Source organism: Paenibacillus sp. J22P51, from assembly GCF_059692215.1.
This window is the reverse complement of the sequence record NZ_JCAUAZ010000004.1, coordinates 176,426-192,243: the sequence shown is the minus strand read 5'-3', so window position 1 is coordinate 192,243 and position 15,818 is coordinate 176,426. Positions and strand designations below refer to the sequence as shown.

The window sequence follows — 15,818 nt, the reverse complement described above, 5'->3', positions numbered from 1 at the left end:
AAACTATAACTCCAATTTCAAAGTAAACATGAATGAAGCCTTACAGTCACATCCAAAAAGAAAGGGCTTTCACCTCCTTCGAATAGTAAACCAAATATTTGGGCCCAATCAGGATAACGTTTTCCTGAAAAGTAAAAAAAATTAGTTTTTTTGTTTTTTTATTATACTCTTACGGCCTAGGAGAACCCGCCCTGGAAAAAATCGAGGATTGACGCAGTATCATTTCGTGAGGCAATAGTATTTTGGTAGTCAATAAAGACTCGCCTTGTAATTGATCAAGCAGCGCTTTGGCCGCAACCATGCCAATTTCTGCTTTGGGTACATGAACAGAGGATAATGGTGGTGACGTATACTGTGCAAGCTCGATATTATCCATGGCAATAAATGCGATATCCTCAGGAATCCGTAAATTCCTCTCGATGACTGCTCGCATGGCTGGAATCGCCAATAAATCACTTGCAGCAAACATAGCAGTAGGAGCTTCACCTTGATGTTTCTCTAGTAAATCCGTCATACATTCATAGCTTTTGTCCACTTGCCATCTCGTATTAATGATCCATGTTGGATCCAGTGGAATACCTGCTTCATACAAGGCAAATTCATACCCTTGATATCTCTCTTCGCTTTTCAATTCCCCTGTATGACCCTGACCGCCCACAAAACCAATGTTGCGGTGCCCTTGGGCAATCAGATGATGAACAGCAGCTTTCGCCGCGGATATTCGATCATAATCAACCTGAGGGATGCCGGATCCAGAGGCACTGATGCCAACGACAGCCAGACTCGTTGCTTTAATGTAATCAAGAAGGGTTGGATCCATCTCATCACCAATGATAACAATGCCATCGATGTAATGATTATGAATCATTCGGTGCAGCACCATCTCTGTATTTACTTCCTCAGGCGTATGAATAAAAGCAAGAGAATAGCCCGACTCCACTAACTTCCTATTGAGACCTGTAAGGATAGGAGAGAAATAAGGATGGTCATCCCGCAACTGCGTACTTGCCACGATACATCCAATTTTTTTGGACATAATGGGCCCTTCTTTTTGATTTCTGACCAAGCGCCTTGCCGATTCGTTCGGCTCATATCCTAATTCCCTAGCCGCATTCCAAACTTTAATCTTGGTGTCTGGATTCACATGCCTACTCGTATCATTATTAATAACTCGGGAAACGGTAGAAACGGATACACCAACCAGTTCCGCGATATCCTTTAAGGTAGACAATCCGTTGACAACCCCTTTCCCCAACCACTTACTCGAAAAGCATCATGTTATCCAAACGTTTTCCTGAAGTCATTTTACTACCCTTCGCATAGAAATGTCAACGCTTTCATCTGAACATGATAAAGGTTACCATAAAAGGCTCTCACCTTGTAATTAAAATGAAACATGATTTTCATCTGGCTTTAATGAATTGAGCCTATAATAAAAGTCGACCCCCTTTAAAATATAAATACCTCATGACCCGCAGCCCGTTGCTGTGGGTCTCTTTTTTATAACGGAGTAGCGCCATATAGAAAATAATAAGAGGCTGTCCCATGGTCATAAAGACGAGAACTACTCTTTTTACGGAGCTACAAGAGATTGGACTGCTGTATTTGGTCGTTTTAGCCAATTCTGGACGATTCATCACTTCATCGACGAGAAGCCGGAGCATCTGATGATTGATAGCTCAAGCGGGCTTTGTTGGCAGTTTATGTTTCCTGAAGAGTCGGTCATTTACCGCTGTTTATCGCATCTTGCGAACAATGGTTTTACAATTATCATTCCTGAAGGGCATTGAAAAAAAGAAAAATGGAGAACTATGCAACTTCAAAAATATTACTACTTAGGCGTTGCCGGCATTACAGGTGCGCTTGCAAGATTTACTTTTTCTCTTGTCGGGAATTGCCGCAATCTTAGGCACTAGTATTATGCCATAAAAACGCCTTGGCTCACTAACGGAGCAAGTGCTTTATGGTGCTTATCACGTTCATTCGGAGAAAAACTATAAAGAGATTATCCCAGTCAACCCCCTGAAATAACCTCTTTAGTATTATCACATTTATCCCAACAGCGTAAATCCAGAGACGTACAAACCATTTCGCTAAGCGTCTACATAATCCTCCAGTTCCTGCTTGGTCGCTGGAGCCACGGTGATCTTGCCCTCTTCATTTCGAGCAATGTAGATCGTCGCGTCGAGTTCCTCGGTGGCTACAACAAACCCGAACGTGTTCAATCTACTTGCCGCACCAAATTGTCCATGCTTATCAAGTGCGATAATCCCGATGTTATCTAGATCATAGCCCAAAGACTCCAATCTTTCCAAGTGGCTTAGAAGCGTTTTTTCGCAGGCTTCTTGTGGCGAAAGGCCTTCCTTCATACAGCGAACCGTTTCAAAAGAAAGGCAACCGCGCATAATGTCCTCTCCGATACCTGTAGCGGCAGCGCCACCGACTTGGCTGTCGCAATAAAACCCGGAGCCGATAATTGGGCTGTCGCCAACGCGTCCGGGATGCTTCATAAACAACCCAGAAGTAGAAACGCCAACCCCCATATCGCCCTTCAGATCCAATCCTACGATACACACCGTATCGTGACCGTCGTAGGAGTCTTGCCCTCCCGAGTTCAAATCGGCCGCAATCATATTTTCCCATCTTTTTTTCGACGGTCCCGTCAACATGTTTTGGAACTCAAAGCCATTCGCTTGCGCATACATTTCCGCACCTTTGCCCGAAAGAAGACAGCTCTTGCGATTGGCGCTGAGCGAAACGGCCACTTTGATCGGGTTTTTAATGTTCTGAACGCCCATAATTCCCCCAAAGCGCAACGTCGTCCCATCCATGTACGCGGCGTCCAATTCCACTTCACCTTGACGATTTGGGAGCCCGCCATAGCCTACCGAAATAAACGTCGGGTTGTTTTCCACTTCGCAAACAGCCTTTTCAATCGCTTCTGAAACGCGGGAACCTTTTTCGAGCAGAGGCTTTGCTATACGAATGCCGTCATAGGCCATTTTCCAAGTTCCAATCATTGCATATTTCATCGCCAATCCCCTTTCCTATTGTTCTAGTGCAAAAATTTGATCTAAATTCAGCATAAATGGGAAATATACCCCTGTTAAATTGCTCATCGGCAAACAATCGTCATGAATTTGGATATTAAGCTCACTGCGAATCATGTTTTGACGAGCCACGATACGATCATATACTTCCGGATATTGGGCTTTCAGCTGCTCTCTTAATTCTTTTCCAGCAATAATGACACAATCTTCGCAAATTGCTGTACGCAGCGGGTCAGGATTCGAAGCAATGACATCGACTTGGATGTGGGCGCCATCGTTTATTGAAAAAGGGGAACCTTCGTATACGGGCGAGTTCGTCCATTCGTCAGCCCCAGTATAATGAGTCACGTTCAGGGAAACGCCATACTTCGGGTCGCCGATTTTGGCCATGGCGCGATCATGGATTTCGGAACATCTCGCTCCGATCGTCAACGTTTCCAAAAGTTCCGCCACGACTAACCATAAATCCTCATAGAAGCCAAGGTGCTCCTGTAATTTAGGGGCCACCGAATGTTTGTCGTACGATGCGACGCCGACCCTTGCTGTTAAATTTCCGCGGAGGCTGTAAGCCAGTCCCAATACTTCGCCAAGAACAAGGCGACTCGGCCCTGGAGATTTCACACCGATTCTAGAACTATTTTCTCCGAAATTGATCATAGGAAAAACGTTGATCGGATCGAAATCAGAAATGCCATAGCCTGCCTCTTGCTCGCTCAATCCCGGCTTCAATCGTTTGAACAAACGCAAGATGACAGATGCCACTTTATTGCCAGCCGCCTCGGCCCAAGCGATCTCTTTGGCCGTTCGGATCGTATGGCGTATACCGTTCGGAAAGCCTGTAATTTCTTTCGTAAAATTAATAACGTTTTCGTTCACACATACATTTTGTAAAGTAGACAATACATAAGCCGGAATATCGAAAGTGTAATTGGGATTCGTTTCGATATGCTCCTGATCGAAATATTTGTAGCCTACGACGCCGACCCGGCTGTTTTTGTCGATGCCAAGCTCGGAAAAAATTGTACTCAAACTTTTTTGCTCATTCCTTGACTGGCCCTGCAAGCTGAAGTTTTGATAGAGGCAGACGTTGATTTCATAAGGAATTTGATACGTTTGGGAAATCCCCTCATTCCCAACTAAAATCGCCGCTTCGCCTGTCGAATCAAAAATGAGTAAAGCTTCCTCAAAGCGGCAGTCATAGCCGCTGAAATAATGTGTATTGGCAAAGTGCTCACGGTCGCCATAAATAACTACATGAGAAATATTTTGCTCGCGCATGCGCTCTTTCAATACGCGAATACGAATTTCGTAATCTTCCTTTTCGAATTGTATACAAGATGATTCGATTTCTTGCAGGAAAAAAGGGTTAGGTTTTTTATGCACAATTTTTTTCAACAAAAGTGTCTCCTTTTTTGTTTTGATGTTCACCAAATTATTTTTCAAGAAGAAAGCTTTTTACTTCATAAGGGAAAAATTTGGTCTTTTTTGTTTCTTCATGTTACATACTTATACTTTGTATAGCCCTCAAAACATATTTGTAGCTTTTGAATGTTATTTAGGCACTTATGATTGTTCGATTATGATTTGTTTGCGAGTTTCATCACTGCGTTTACTGGTTTGAAAATTATGCAGTTCAAGACCCACCACATGCCTTGCCCAAAGTGCATACGCCGGCAAATCTAAAAATTCCCAACTTTCTGGGTATTTAATTTCATATTCTGGAATTGGCAAAATAACATTAACGTTAGCAGCAATGTCTTTATAAGTAATGTTTATATTGTTTAAAGTAATATTTTCTGCACAATGAATGGTGCCATCATTTGTTTTTACGCCTGCAATAATGATAGGAAGCTCCGCATTTGTTGCCACAATATTCTCTACTAGAACATTACAAATTTTTGGTGGTTTTTCTGGCGTTCCATATCGGTTGCGTGCACAAACCCTAACGAACACTGGACAAGTTACTTTATTCATAACAATATTTCTTGCAATCACATTGTTAATAACTGACCCGTCTGCACTTTCAACGGCTATGCCAGAAATTGTACCAGGGTAAATGTCTGGAAGTTCAAAAGTGCAGTTCTCAACTAATATATTGTTTATGTCATGATAAGTTTCTGTGCCAATTTTAAAAGCGTTACATGTTGAAATAATATGGCAATTTCTAACGGTTACATTTTCTACTGCACCAGTTCCTTTTAAGCATTTTAGTACAATGCCGTCGTCAGCAGTAGAAATAAATGTATCTGAAATTTCAACGTTTCTTGTACCCACAATGTCAATGCCGTCTGCATTAGCAATTTGTCGGTTATTATTAATGACTACGTTTTTTATAACTACGCCGTCACTGGTGTTCACATGCAAGCACCAATTCATAGAGTTTTCAATAATAAGGTTTTCAAATCTAAGCATGGACGAGTGACGAAACAAAAACATTGCATCCGGACGGTCTTTTATTCCATGACGTACACGCAGTCTAAATTCCCGCTCCATGGCTACCACGTCAGAAACTTGAGGTTCTTCGAGCATTGGCGTCATTGGCGGTGCAACGTGAAAGAACTCGCCTTCGCCGCAAATTTTGCCGGGACCCATGATCGCCACATTGCTCACGCCGTCTGCACGAATAAACGCCTTATCAAACTTTGAAGCATCATGTACCGCCACAAGTGACGCTCCGTCTTGAATGTACAATGTCACATTGTCCTGCAAATATAGGGTTCCACAGAAATACTTGCCACTACTGACCAAAACGACACCGCCACCGCTTTGACTACAAGCGGTAATAGCGCTGTTTATACATTCAGCATTGTTTTCTTTTTCAGATGATGCACCAAACTTTGTTATATCAAATACTTCTCCTAAAGGCATAGGAAGTGAAGTGCAAATATATTTTTTATATGGAATATTTTCATAAAAATTCCCCTTGTGGATGGGGGTATACACTTTTTCGCTCATCACACAAGCTCCAATCCATTTGGTTATTTGGAATCTTCTCCACAAAGATTCTGCTTTAATATTTCTACTGATGCTGTGCCGTTCCACCTGTGTTCGCCTTCAAAAATATCGTGATAGATTGCGTCTTCCTTGTTAAAAAGGGCATATGCCTTTCGAGCGTGGTTAACATAGGGCAGAACGTTACCTAAACCGCTTCTACCATTTAGTGAGTCAAATCGCCCAGTTTCAATTACAAGAGGTCGTGGCGCTATTAGTGCTGCCAAATCGCCCACATCAATTAAGTCAAACACCGCTGGGGCATAGTTGCATGAGCACTGGACTGATTCTATTAGCGATTCTTTAAATCCGTAAAAATATCCGCTTACAACAGCAGCTTTTATACGCTCGTCTAGCGCCGTCAGCCAGAGGGTCTGCATGCCTCCACCCGACAGCCCTGCGCAACCAATGGCATTTACATCACACTCTGGGCAAGTTTCCGCAAAATCTACAAGGCGCATTAAATCCCACACCCACATTGCAATCAATGATTGACCAAGAGCGATTGCTAGCCGATTTATTTCGGTACAAGTTTTGCACCCCGCATCCATATAAACCAGAGGGTCGTCGCTCCAAAAATTGCGCTCACGTCGCTCTCCGAACCCTCTTGCATCAGGGCACAACACCACAAATCCCTGCTTTACAAGCTGAACTCCATAATCTCCATTGTAAGTTTTGATAGCTTCAGCAATTCCCTCTACCTCCACGACCCCTGCTGTTTCGTATTTTCCGCAAGAGTTATGACCGTGTGGCGCTATAATAGTTGGAAATTTTTTTGCTGTTTGATGTTCTGGTACAAGTATATAAAACGTCATAAAAACATGTGGCTCAGTTTCAATAATCATTTTACGCCTTGTGTAGCCATCCATTTTTGTTTCTTCAAGCTGTTTCGGATTTAGCGCACATGTTTGCATTTTATGCAATCCAATTCGCTCACTCAATTGCGCCCGTAGTTCATTTTTCCATGCAAGATGTTCTTCTTTATCTATCGCTTTATGTGACATTCGCCCGCCAAAGCGCTCAAAGCGTTTTAATAAATATTTTTCTACCGTATAGTAATTACTAGTATTCATATTTTTCACCACTTTTCTTAAATAACTTATTTCGGAAGTTTCATGTGACTTGCAATCGGGCGTACATTTTGTGGCAAAAATTGATGGCAATACCCCAATGCGTCCAAAATATCACCGACCACTGGTGTATAAAGTTTTTCTTTCATTAAATTAAACATTTCATCTTCGTTATTCCAAGAAATCATATTCAATCACCCTTACATATAATGTATATTCACTATTCTTTAATAGCACCTTGTGTCATTCCCGATACAATAATTTTTTGCACAAGAAAAAACATAATGGCAGCAGGCAACAAGGTCATAACTCCAGCTGCCGTCATTTGTCCCCAGTCGATATCATATTTACCAATAAAGTTTACCATTCCTACTGGTATCGTTCTGTATTTTTCGTTTGTAATAAACATTACACTATAGAAAAGTTCATTCCAACATCCAGTAAACGCAAATACAAATGTTGCGCCAATTCCAGGAAGCATAATGGGCAAAATTACTCTTCTTACAGCGCTAAATTTGTTGCAACCATCAATAAGTGCTGCTTCTTCAAGCGCAGTTGGAATACGTTGAAAAAATGCTGCAACCGTAATTAAGCAAAACGGAATATTTCCCACTGTATAAGCAATGATTAAACAGCCAAGCCTATCTATAACGCCCAATGCCGTAAAAATGTGAAACAGCGGAACAATTGTTGTTAATGACGAAACGAGTTGTGATCCTAAAAGAATTGCGAATACAATTGACTTACCTTTAAATTTATAGCGAGCAAGCGCATACCCACCACAGATTGCAAATACAAGTACTAATAATGAAGCCGAAATAGTAACAATTGTACTGTTTAGAATAAACAAATCAAACCTGGAATCAAACAAGGCATTTTTAAAATTGTCTAAAACTAGATTCTGGGGGAAAAACGTTGGGTTTTTAAGATTTATTTCCTTTGGACTCTTAAGAGATGTAATAATCATCCAATAAATTGGAAACAAAGTGAAAATCGTGAAGATAATAATCGTATTCCAAAAGCCAAACTTTCGTATAAATCGCTTAGTGACCATGCTAAAAATCCCCTGCTTCCTGATATTTTGTAACTTTTAGGAAAAAGAGAGCGTAAATCACCAACACGATTGTGATGATGTTACTAATTGCTGCGGCATATCCGAAATCAAGAGTCGCAAATGCTTGTCGGAAAGCATACAGCGGCAAGGTGCTAGTTGAGTTGCCTGGTCCTCCACCAGTCATAATAAAAGTTACATCAGAAGAATTAAACACCCAAATTACCCGTAGCAACAAAGTGGTAATGATCGTTGGTTTAATAAACGGAATATCAATGAAAATAAATCGTTTAATAGGACCAGCACCATCCATCATAACCGACTCATGAATTTCTTGAGGAATAGACTTAAGTGCGGCTAAAAACATAATTGCAAAAAAAGGTATGCCGAACCATATCATACCCATAATTGGTCCAATCATTGCTATTGATTTATCTGCAAGCCAAGAAATCGGCTCATTTATTGCACCAATCTGTATAAGTACATAATTCAGAATTCCAGATTGTTCGCTAAAAATCCATTTAAAAATAAGTCCAGTCATAAAACCAGCAATTACCCATGGAAGAAAAAGTATTGATTGAAACACACCTTTACCGAAGAACTTTCGGTTAAGAAGTTGTGCAAGCGCCATTCCTAAAATTGCTTGCAGCGGAACAATAGAAATCACCCATATAAAGGTATTTAGTGCAACTAGCCCTAAATCTGGGCTTTTAAATAATTTTACATAATTATCAAAACCATTAAAATGTATGTCTTTTGGATGAATTAAGCTATAATTCAAAAACGATATCCTTATATTGTCAAAAATAGGGTACGCCATAAACGCTAAAATGGCAATTAGCGCGGGTGCCAACAAAAACCATGGTTCCATTCTCCTTAAGAGTATCTTTTTGTTTCTTGAGTTCATCAATCTCACTTCACTTTCTACTGTGCATAAAATTATAAGGCAAAACTAAACTTATTAGTAACGGTGCAGTCATTTCATTTTGGTTATGCAGAAACGGGCTTGTATATGCATAAGCCCGTTTTTAGCATACTGAATTTATAATTATTTTTTTTCCTTTTTGTATTGCTCAGCAAACCAATCTTGCATTACTTTAACTGAAGCTTGTGTAGTACTTTTTCCAGAAAGATAGTTTTGCATTTGAACCTTCATAGTTTCACTAGAGAATCCACCCCACTCTGTAAGAGCAAACTGTCCAAATGTGTATTTGATTTTGGGGTCTAAAAGTGTATCAGAATATCCTTTAAGTGCACCTTCTTGAAAAGATTTGTTAGAAAGTGCAGACTTGTAATTTGGAAATACATTAAAAGCTTTGCTGTATTCAAGATTATTTTCTGGAGAAGAAATAAATTCAATTAGCGACCAAGCAAGGTCAGGATTTTTTGCATTTGCAGAAATACTATAACTTGCAGTCGGACCCCAGTTAAATGCATGAATTTTTGCGTCTTTTTTAACAGGGAAAGGCAGAACTGTCCAAGTATTTTTATCCATTGTCTCGTTTAAAGTTTTAATAACTTCTGGAGTTTGGATTAATGTACCGGCTTGACCGCTAGAAAAGCCATTTACCATTTCTTTAAAGCCCCAGTTAATAGAGTCTTTTGGTGAATATCCCTTGGTATAGATACTCATCCAGTTTTCCCAAAGTTGAGGTGCACGTGGGTCGTCCATTATAGATTTTGAATCGCCCTTAGCTTGGTTTGGATACATGCTTAATGCCTCTAGCTCAGAGTAGGCATATTCGGTAAAGCCATCTACACCACCCGGACCACCACGGAACGCCGCTCCGTAACGACCTTTTTCTTTGTTAGTAAGTTTTTGAACTACCATGAAATAGTCATCCCATGTCCAATTGCGTAGGCTTTCTATGTCGATACCAGCTTCTTTAAGCCAGTCTGTACGAACATAAACACCACGATAGATGTTCCCATCTGGAATACGGAATACAGAGCCGTTGTAAGACATGTTTTCTTTAGAAGAAAGAAATGCCTCTGAAAGGTCATCCTTGTAAGGGAATTTATTCCAGTACTTGTCTAGAGGAATAACTGCGCCAGAAGCCGCAAGTTCCGTGTAGCTACCTGTATTAATATCTGGAAGTGATTTTGACGCAGCCATTGCCATTACCTTTGAGTAAGCTTGATCCCATGGAACAGTTGAGTAATTTACTTTAACACCAGGATTAGCTTTTTCGTATTTAGCAATGATACTTTTTAAAGATGCAGTGTGTTCATCTGTGGACATAACATCCAGAAATGAAATTTCACCTTTGAGACCAGTTGGTTTAGCAGAAGCTTCTGATGATGTTGATGGAGAAGGCTCCGTCGAAGATTTTGACCCACAAGCAGTTACTGAAACTGCCAAAGTAACAGCTAGAGCCATGGTGCTTAAGATACGATTTTTTTTCATAGTTCTCTTCTCTCCCTTTTCTCATAAATAATATAAAGTTGATGAAAATTGAACACGGTCAGCACCTTGTACGAAACTGACTGAAATACAATTATCAATACTTTCATACCATGATCGTTTGATCGTCAATTCAATATTTTGATAAATCCCTAATACCTGTAATCAAATCCCTAATACCTATAATCAATATGTGGCATCCCCCCTTTCAAATTCAATGCACAAATGTGCTAGTTTAACCTTGTATACAGACTACTTGGCAAATTTCGAGCTGCTCCCTCATCAAGAATGAGCGTTGTATTCTGGTGTAACTGAAGGAATGTCGCCGGTAAATGTGTACTTATTGGATCTAGAACCGTTTTGGAAACGATATCTGCTTTCTGCTCCCCTACCGCTACGAGTATAATTTGGCGAGCCGACATCACCATCCTCAACCCCGTTGTAAGCGCTTTCTTTGGGACCGCATCTGTCGAACCAAAATCAGCAGCATATAACCTACGATTCTCCTCCGCAATGTCAACAATATATGATGTCGCAGGAATGGCTTGATTCGGTTCAATAAAACAAATATGTCCATTGCGTCCTAGACCCATCAATTGCCAATCTATGCCTCCCCAGTTTTGAACAGTATGATCAAATTGCTCGCATTGAGTCTTTAAATCTTGTTCATTTCCGTCATGGCACAACGTATGCTTGAGCGGGATGTTCGCATCGCGAAAAAGATGTTTCATCATATATGTGTGATAACTTTCTGGGTGATCAAGAGAAATGCCAACAAATTCATCTGGATTCACAAATCGGCATTGAGAAAGATCCAGTTCATGTCGCTGAACTCGGTCCACCCATTCCCGGTAAATGCCCGTAGTAATGGGTGTTGTTCCTGTCGTCATCCCTAAAATTGAGTTTGGCTTTTCTTTCACCTGATTCGATAAAGAGTCCGCAACATAAGGTGCGATTTTGTGGAATGGAAGAGTAATAATGTTCATATAAGCTCCTTTTTCATTCGTTTACTGTGATTCCATAAATTTACTAAAGGCTAGGGCAGCAGCCTCTCTTACAATAGCGCTTTCTTTTTGTTCTGATCGGTATATTTTGAAAGTTCCTCTGTAGGGCTCCCATACGAACTGGTTGCACTGTTCTTCCGATGATCCCTACCAACTGTGGAAATCGATCAATCATTGATCCACCTAAAATGATCATATCCGGATTGTACATACATACGGCATTACTAATCATCATCCCGCAGTACATGGCGGCTCGATTCAAAATGTTGATCGCCCAACTTTCTGTCTCACTCGCTTTCATTAATTCTTCCATGTCTTGAATAGGTCGTATTTTATTGGCCTCTTGAATAAGAGCCCATTCGGCAATATAGGTTTGCAAACAACCTCTCCGACCACACACACAATGATGAGTAGCGTAAATTTAAATTAATTAGTGACATTAATAACCCCTCGGAGAAATTATTAACTAGAAAAAATAAGAAACGAAGTCGTGTCCGACGACACAAACATGAGTACTTTTAGATCCCCGTCGATAGGGGATTTTCTAAGATAAAGTGCTTGCTGGCAAAGGGCAATTTGTCGATTAACGTAATCGGATCACCGATTTCCTCCGGTGTAATCATGAGTTCCTACCAATTCGTCGGCGTAAACGTCAAGACCCGTCGTTTCCGTATCGAACGCAACGATTTCTTCACGTTTGAAGCACCCAAATGAGTCTAAAACTTTATTTTCTTGGTCTTGACAAATTAACTAAAAGTTGATCGATCCTAGCGAGACTTTGCCACCCTAGTAATTCCCAGCAAAATTGCTTTGTGGCGTCTGGGAGCCTTGCTTATGCTGTTCCATGTACACTTTCCGTTTGGCTACAGTCTCATCCGCGGCTGCCATCGCCTTAGCCTGGTCTCCACCGTACAATTCTTCAATAATCCAGCGCTGGCCAAAACCGGCGTGCACCACTTCATCGGCCCAATCGAAATCCTGGAAGGTGGTCATGAGTGGGTCCTTCACCACATCCCTGCAAAATTCCCACTCCTCGCGCTTGCCGGGAGGATACTTCATCGCGGCTTTCTCGATAGCTATTGTCAGGTGGGTATACGCTTCATCCTTATCAAACAGCTGGCTCGTCATATCATACCAGCCGGTCCAGTTACGAAACTCGTGTACATCGTAACCCTTGATCCTCAGTGCAGCCTCGCCGAACCAGCTATGCCGTACTTCATCCCACATGTGTCTAGCAGTGTCACGATAGAAAGCCCATGGCTTCCCCTCAGTTGCGAAATGCACCATTGCCACTCCCTCTGCCGGCGACATCTCGAAATACCGGCTGAGCATCATTTGTAGAAAACGTCCTTCATCATTGTCTTCAATCATTACTCCAGCCATCTTGATAATCGATGTTTCAAATCGAATGTCACGTGTACTGACCCTGGGGAGCATAAAAGGTTTGGAAGCCACGACCACTTCAGAATCCACGGATTGCCGGTTGCCGTCGCCACATGCTCCTCCAGCAGCTTTCAGCAGAGCTGCGATATAAGTCTTCCAGCATTGCGCGTGCTTACGACCTTCTTCACCGGCAGTCTCAGACAGCTGTGTGATCGCCTCGCGTCCCCATTCTATCTGCTCTTCCCGATCAAGCAATTGATGCCGCAGCAGTTGAACTGTTGGCTCATCTACAATCGGCTGTGTGTTGCCGAGGTATGCTCGTATAGCCTGGATCTGTGCAGGCTTGACTACCTCGAACAAGGCGACTAATAGATCGAGTGTGCTGCCGGATTGCAACACCTTCTCCATGAGATTCTCCAAAGAAGGATCAGGACATTTCTCGAAAGCGACCGAGCTCATCCGAAGCTGCTTGGAGCGGTTCCGCAGCTGATCGTAAAATTCTGCATCCTGCGAGGAAAAGCGTGCTAAAGCTCCTTTCACCTCATACTCCGGCCTTGCAGTCACATGGCCCGCTTCCAGCCGCATCAGCTGCCGATCGACGTACCCGATGCGTTGCAGTCTCATTGCGGATTCCTTTACCGACATACCAACGCGATCCCAGTCCGCCATTCCCATAAACGGATGAAGCATGTTAAACCTCCAATTTGAACTGTAGTATGAATACATATATTTATTTTAAAATGAAAATGCTATAAAATTAATACACTCAGACAATGAAAGTTGGCACTGTAATACATATTAAAGAGGGGGCTAACGTGTGCGGAATTTACCTTCCGACCTATACTTGAGCTATAATTTCGGTAAAGTCAACTGTGAGCGTACCTGGAAATGGGACACCAGGCAGCAACCATTGGAGGATTACGATCTGTGGTACGCATGGAGCGGAGAAGGGAAGATGGACTTGAATCAGCAGACTTATGCAATCGAAAAAGGGACTTGCTTTCTGTTTCGTGCCGGCGACCGCACTCTCGCGAGCCATACTCCGCAGGCGCCGCTTACGGTGACGTATATCCATTTTTCTATGCCGCAGGATGAACAACAACTTATATCGTCACCGTACCGAATCGTAAGTGACACATTTCTGTTCGAGTCTTACTTGAACCGTTATGTGGAGACGATGATTTTACAGCCTGCCCATTTCGAAGACGAGGCTGAGCTGCTTCTGACACTGATGTTAATGCAATTACGCCGAGAAGAGGTGGAGCTCACAGCAACTCCGGCCAACCATCTTTCCTCCATCATTCGAATGATCGCGTACAGGGTCAAGCAAAATCCGAGCTCGCCCCACAGCATGGAGGCAATGGCTGAACAAGCCCAACTTTCGACGAGGTATTTTGCTCAGAAATTCAAGCAGGTGATGGGTTGCTCTGTCGAGCAGTACTTGATACGCACCCGCATCGAACGAGCCGTGCATCTGCTTCGGTACAACGGCATGAACGCCACAGAAGTAGCGGAAGCACTCGGCTATAAGGATTTGTCCTTTTTCAGCCGTCAATTCAAACAGGTGAGTGGGAAAACCCCGTCGCAGATCATGAAACAGGCAACAAAGGGCTTGTAGAGTGGTTTGTTCATTTTTGCACCACCCCTCCCGTCAACGGAAGCGGTAGTGCGTTGACGTAAACCTTTGCATCTGTAACAAGTACGGATATCTGTCGCGCCGTTTTAAGCTAACGTACTTCCTGCAGCGGTATTATTAAAATGAACCATCGAAAAATCAAGTCTTCTCCGTTTGATCTATAGCTCCACTATAGAAGTTTGAAGATCAGAAAGACATGTTATTTTTTGTCCTGCGTTGTCAATTTTTAACCAAACTGAAAGCGCAACCATTAACCCTGATGCTATACATGCACCATCGTAAACGAAGACTCCTCGCTGCTTAATATGATTGGCGACTATCCTGAATTGGAGCCCCACTATCGGTTTAGAACACTACTAAAGAAATCGCAAGACATTAGGTACGGCTTCTACTCTGCTTTTCAACGAAAAGGAAAGTATCGATTTGAACCTGGATTCGGAGATATGTCTGGGGATTATTTGTTACTTCAGAACTTTATTTGTCACTTCAAAACTTTATTGTCTACTTCAAAACTTATTTGTCATCCGATAAGGAGGGCTTCCCATCCACCGCCCATTGACTTTCCCTTCTCCACGTAATAAAATATTTGTACGTAACATATACTTTGTACACGGAGGCTATCCACTCCATGCCACAAGACAAAGAGATCCAAGACAGCTACTTTATCGAGTCTCCCGAGCAGGCAACTGTACTGCTAAATCCGCTTCGCGGAGAAATCATTGCACAGTTAGTAGAGCCGGGATCTGCCGCGGAAGTCGCGCGAACGTTGGGTGAAACTGCTCAACGCATCAACTATCATCTGAAAGCGTTGGAGAAGGCCGGCTTAGTACAACGCATAGGTACACGCCAAGTGCGCAATCTGGTCGAGGTGCTGTATCGATCTATCGCCAAGACCTTTGTGCTCGCTGAATCCCTAAGCATGAAGCCTGAAACCTTGCAAAAGCTGAAAGATCAGAGCTCCCTCGCCCATCTTGTGACGACCTCCGAGCGAATTCGCCGAGATGCCATGTTGCTTATGGAGCAGTCTGACGTCGGCGAAGTGATTCCAAGTGCGACGTTACAGCTTCAGGTGCAGCTATGCACGGAACAGCAGCGGCAAGCATTCATTGAGGAATATGCAGCGATGGTCCAGCAATTAGTGGAGCGTTACTCAGGCGTTCCGGATAAGGTTCAGGATGCTTACCATGTTTTGCTAGCCGTTTACCCCAAGCCGAAGGAATGAGGAGGCA

The 15,818-nt window shown here is 42.4% G+C and carries 14 protein-coding genes; 2 read left to right on the top strand and 12 right to left on the bottom strand.

From position 1 onward, the window contains the following. Positions 1-169 precede the first annotated feature (169 nt). The 12 genes from AC58QC_RS11780 to AC58QC_RS11725 form a co-directional block, all read right to left on the bottom strand. Positions 170-1,231: a LacI family DNA-binding transcriptional regulator gene (locus tag AC58QC_RS11780; RefSeq protein WP_497415333.1), complete on the bottom strand. Its 1,062-nt coding sequence runs from the start codon at positions 1,229-1,231 to the stop codon at positions 170-172. Between the two features lie 862 nt (positions 1,232-2,093). Continuing rightward, positions 2,094-3,032: a glycosylasparaginase gene (locus tag AC58QC_RS11775; RefSeq protein ID WP_497415332.1), complete on the bottom strand. Its 939-nt coding sequence runs from the start codon at positions 3,030-3,032 to the stop codon at positions 2,094-2,096. A 15-nt stretch (positions 3,033-3,047) separates the two neighbouring features. Continuing rightward, positions 3,048-4,445 carry a hypothetical protein gene (locus AC58QC_RS11770; RefSeq protein WP_497415331.1) on the bottom strand — a complete coding sequence of 466 codons (1,398 nt, stop codon included), beginning with the start codon at positions 4,443-4,445 and terminating at the stop codon, positions 3,048-3,050. 168 nt (positions 4,446-4,613) lie between these two features. After that, positions 4,614-6,005, bottom strand: a complete 1,392-nt coding sequence (locus AC58QC_RS11765) for a glycoside hydrolase family 28 protein (RefSeq protein ID WP_497415330.1) — start codon at positions 6,003-6,005, stop codon at positions 4,614-4,616. A 23-nt stretch (positions 6,006-6,028) separates the two neighbouring features. Beyond that, complete coding sequence (locus tag AC58QC_RS11760) at positions 6,029-7,114, bottom strand: dienelactone hydrolase family protein (protein ID WP_497415329.1); 1,086 nt, start codon at positions 7,112-7,114, stop codon at positions 6,029-6,031. 26 nt (positions 7,115-7,140) lie between these two features. Further along, entirely contained in the window at positions 7,141-7,299 is a 159-nt protein-coding gene (locus AC58QC_RS11755) for a hypothetical protein (RefSeq protein ID WP_497415328.1), read from the bottom strand. A 32-nt stretch (positions 7,300-7,331) separates the two neighbouring features. Further along, positions 7,332-8,165, bottom strand: a complete 834-nt coding sequence (locus AC58QC_RS11750; RefSeq protein ID WP_497415327.1) for a carbohydrate ABC transporter permease — start codon at positions 8,163-8,165, stop codon at positions 7,332-7,334. Position 8,166: 1 nt separating this feature from the next. Further along, entirely contained in the window at positions 8,167-9,033 is an 867-nt protein-coding gene (locus tag AC58QC_RS11745; RefSeq protein WP_497415326.1) for a carbohydrate ABC transporter permease, read from the bottom strand. 177 nt (positions 9,034-9,210) lie between these two features. Continuing rightward, the gene (locus AC58QC_RS11740; protein ID WP_497415325.1) at positions 9,211-10,569 is read right to left on the bottom strand and encodes an ABC transporter substrate-binding protein; all 1,359 of its coding nucleotides are present in this window, start codon (positions 10,567-10,569) and stop codon (positions 9,211-9,213) included. A 227-nt stretch (positions 10,570-10,796) separates the two neighbouring features. After that, positions 10,797-11,552, bottom strand: coding sequence for a glucosamine-6-phosphate deaminase (locus tag AC58QC_RS11735; RefSeq protein ID WP_497415324.1), 756 nt, complete (start codon positions 11,550-11,552; stop codon positions 10,797-10,799). Between the two features lie 43 nt (positions 11,553-11,595). Beyond that, entirely contained in the window at positions 11,596-11,970 is a 375-nt protein-coding gene (locus AC58QC_RS11730; protein WP_497415323.1) for an ROK family protein, read from the bottom strand. A 386-nt stretch (positions 11,971-12,356) separates the two neighbouring features. After that, the gene (locus AC58QC_RS11725; RefSeq protein WP_497415322.1) at positions 12,357-13,577 is read right to left on the bottom strand and encodes a hypothetical protein; all 1,221 of its coding nucleotides are present in this window, start codon (positions 13,575-13,577) and stop codon (positions 12,357-12,359) included. A gap of 193 nt (positions 13,578-13,770) precedes the next feature. On the opposite strand from AC58QC_RS11725, the gene AC58QC_RS11720 reads away from it, so the two are divergent. Both AC58QC_RS11720 and AC58QC_RS11715 read left to right on the top strand, forming a co-directional pair. Further along, a complete protein-coding gene (locus tag AC58QC_RS11720; protein WP_497415321.1) occupies positions 13,771-14,571 on the top strand; it encodes an AraC family transcriptional regulator in 801 nt (266 codons plus the stop codon). A gap of 646 nt (positions 14,572-15,217) precedes the next feature. Beyond that, positions 15,218-15,811: an ArsR/SmtB family transcription factor gene (locus tag AC58QC_RS11715; RefSeq protein ID WP_497415320.1), complete on the top strand. Its 594-nt coding sequence runs from the start codon at positions 15,218-15,220 to the stop codon at positions 15,809-15,811. Positions 15,812-15,818 lie beyond the last annotated feature (7 nt).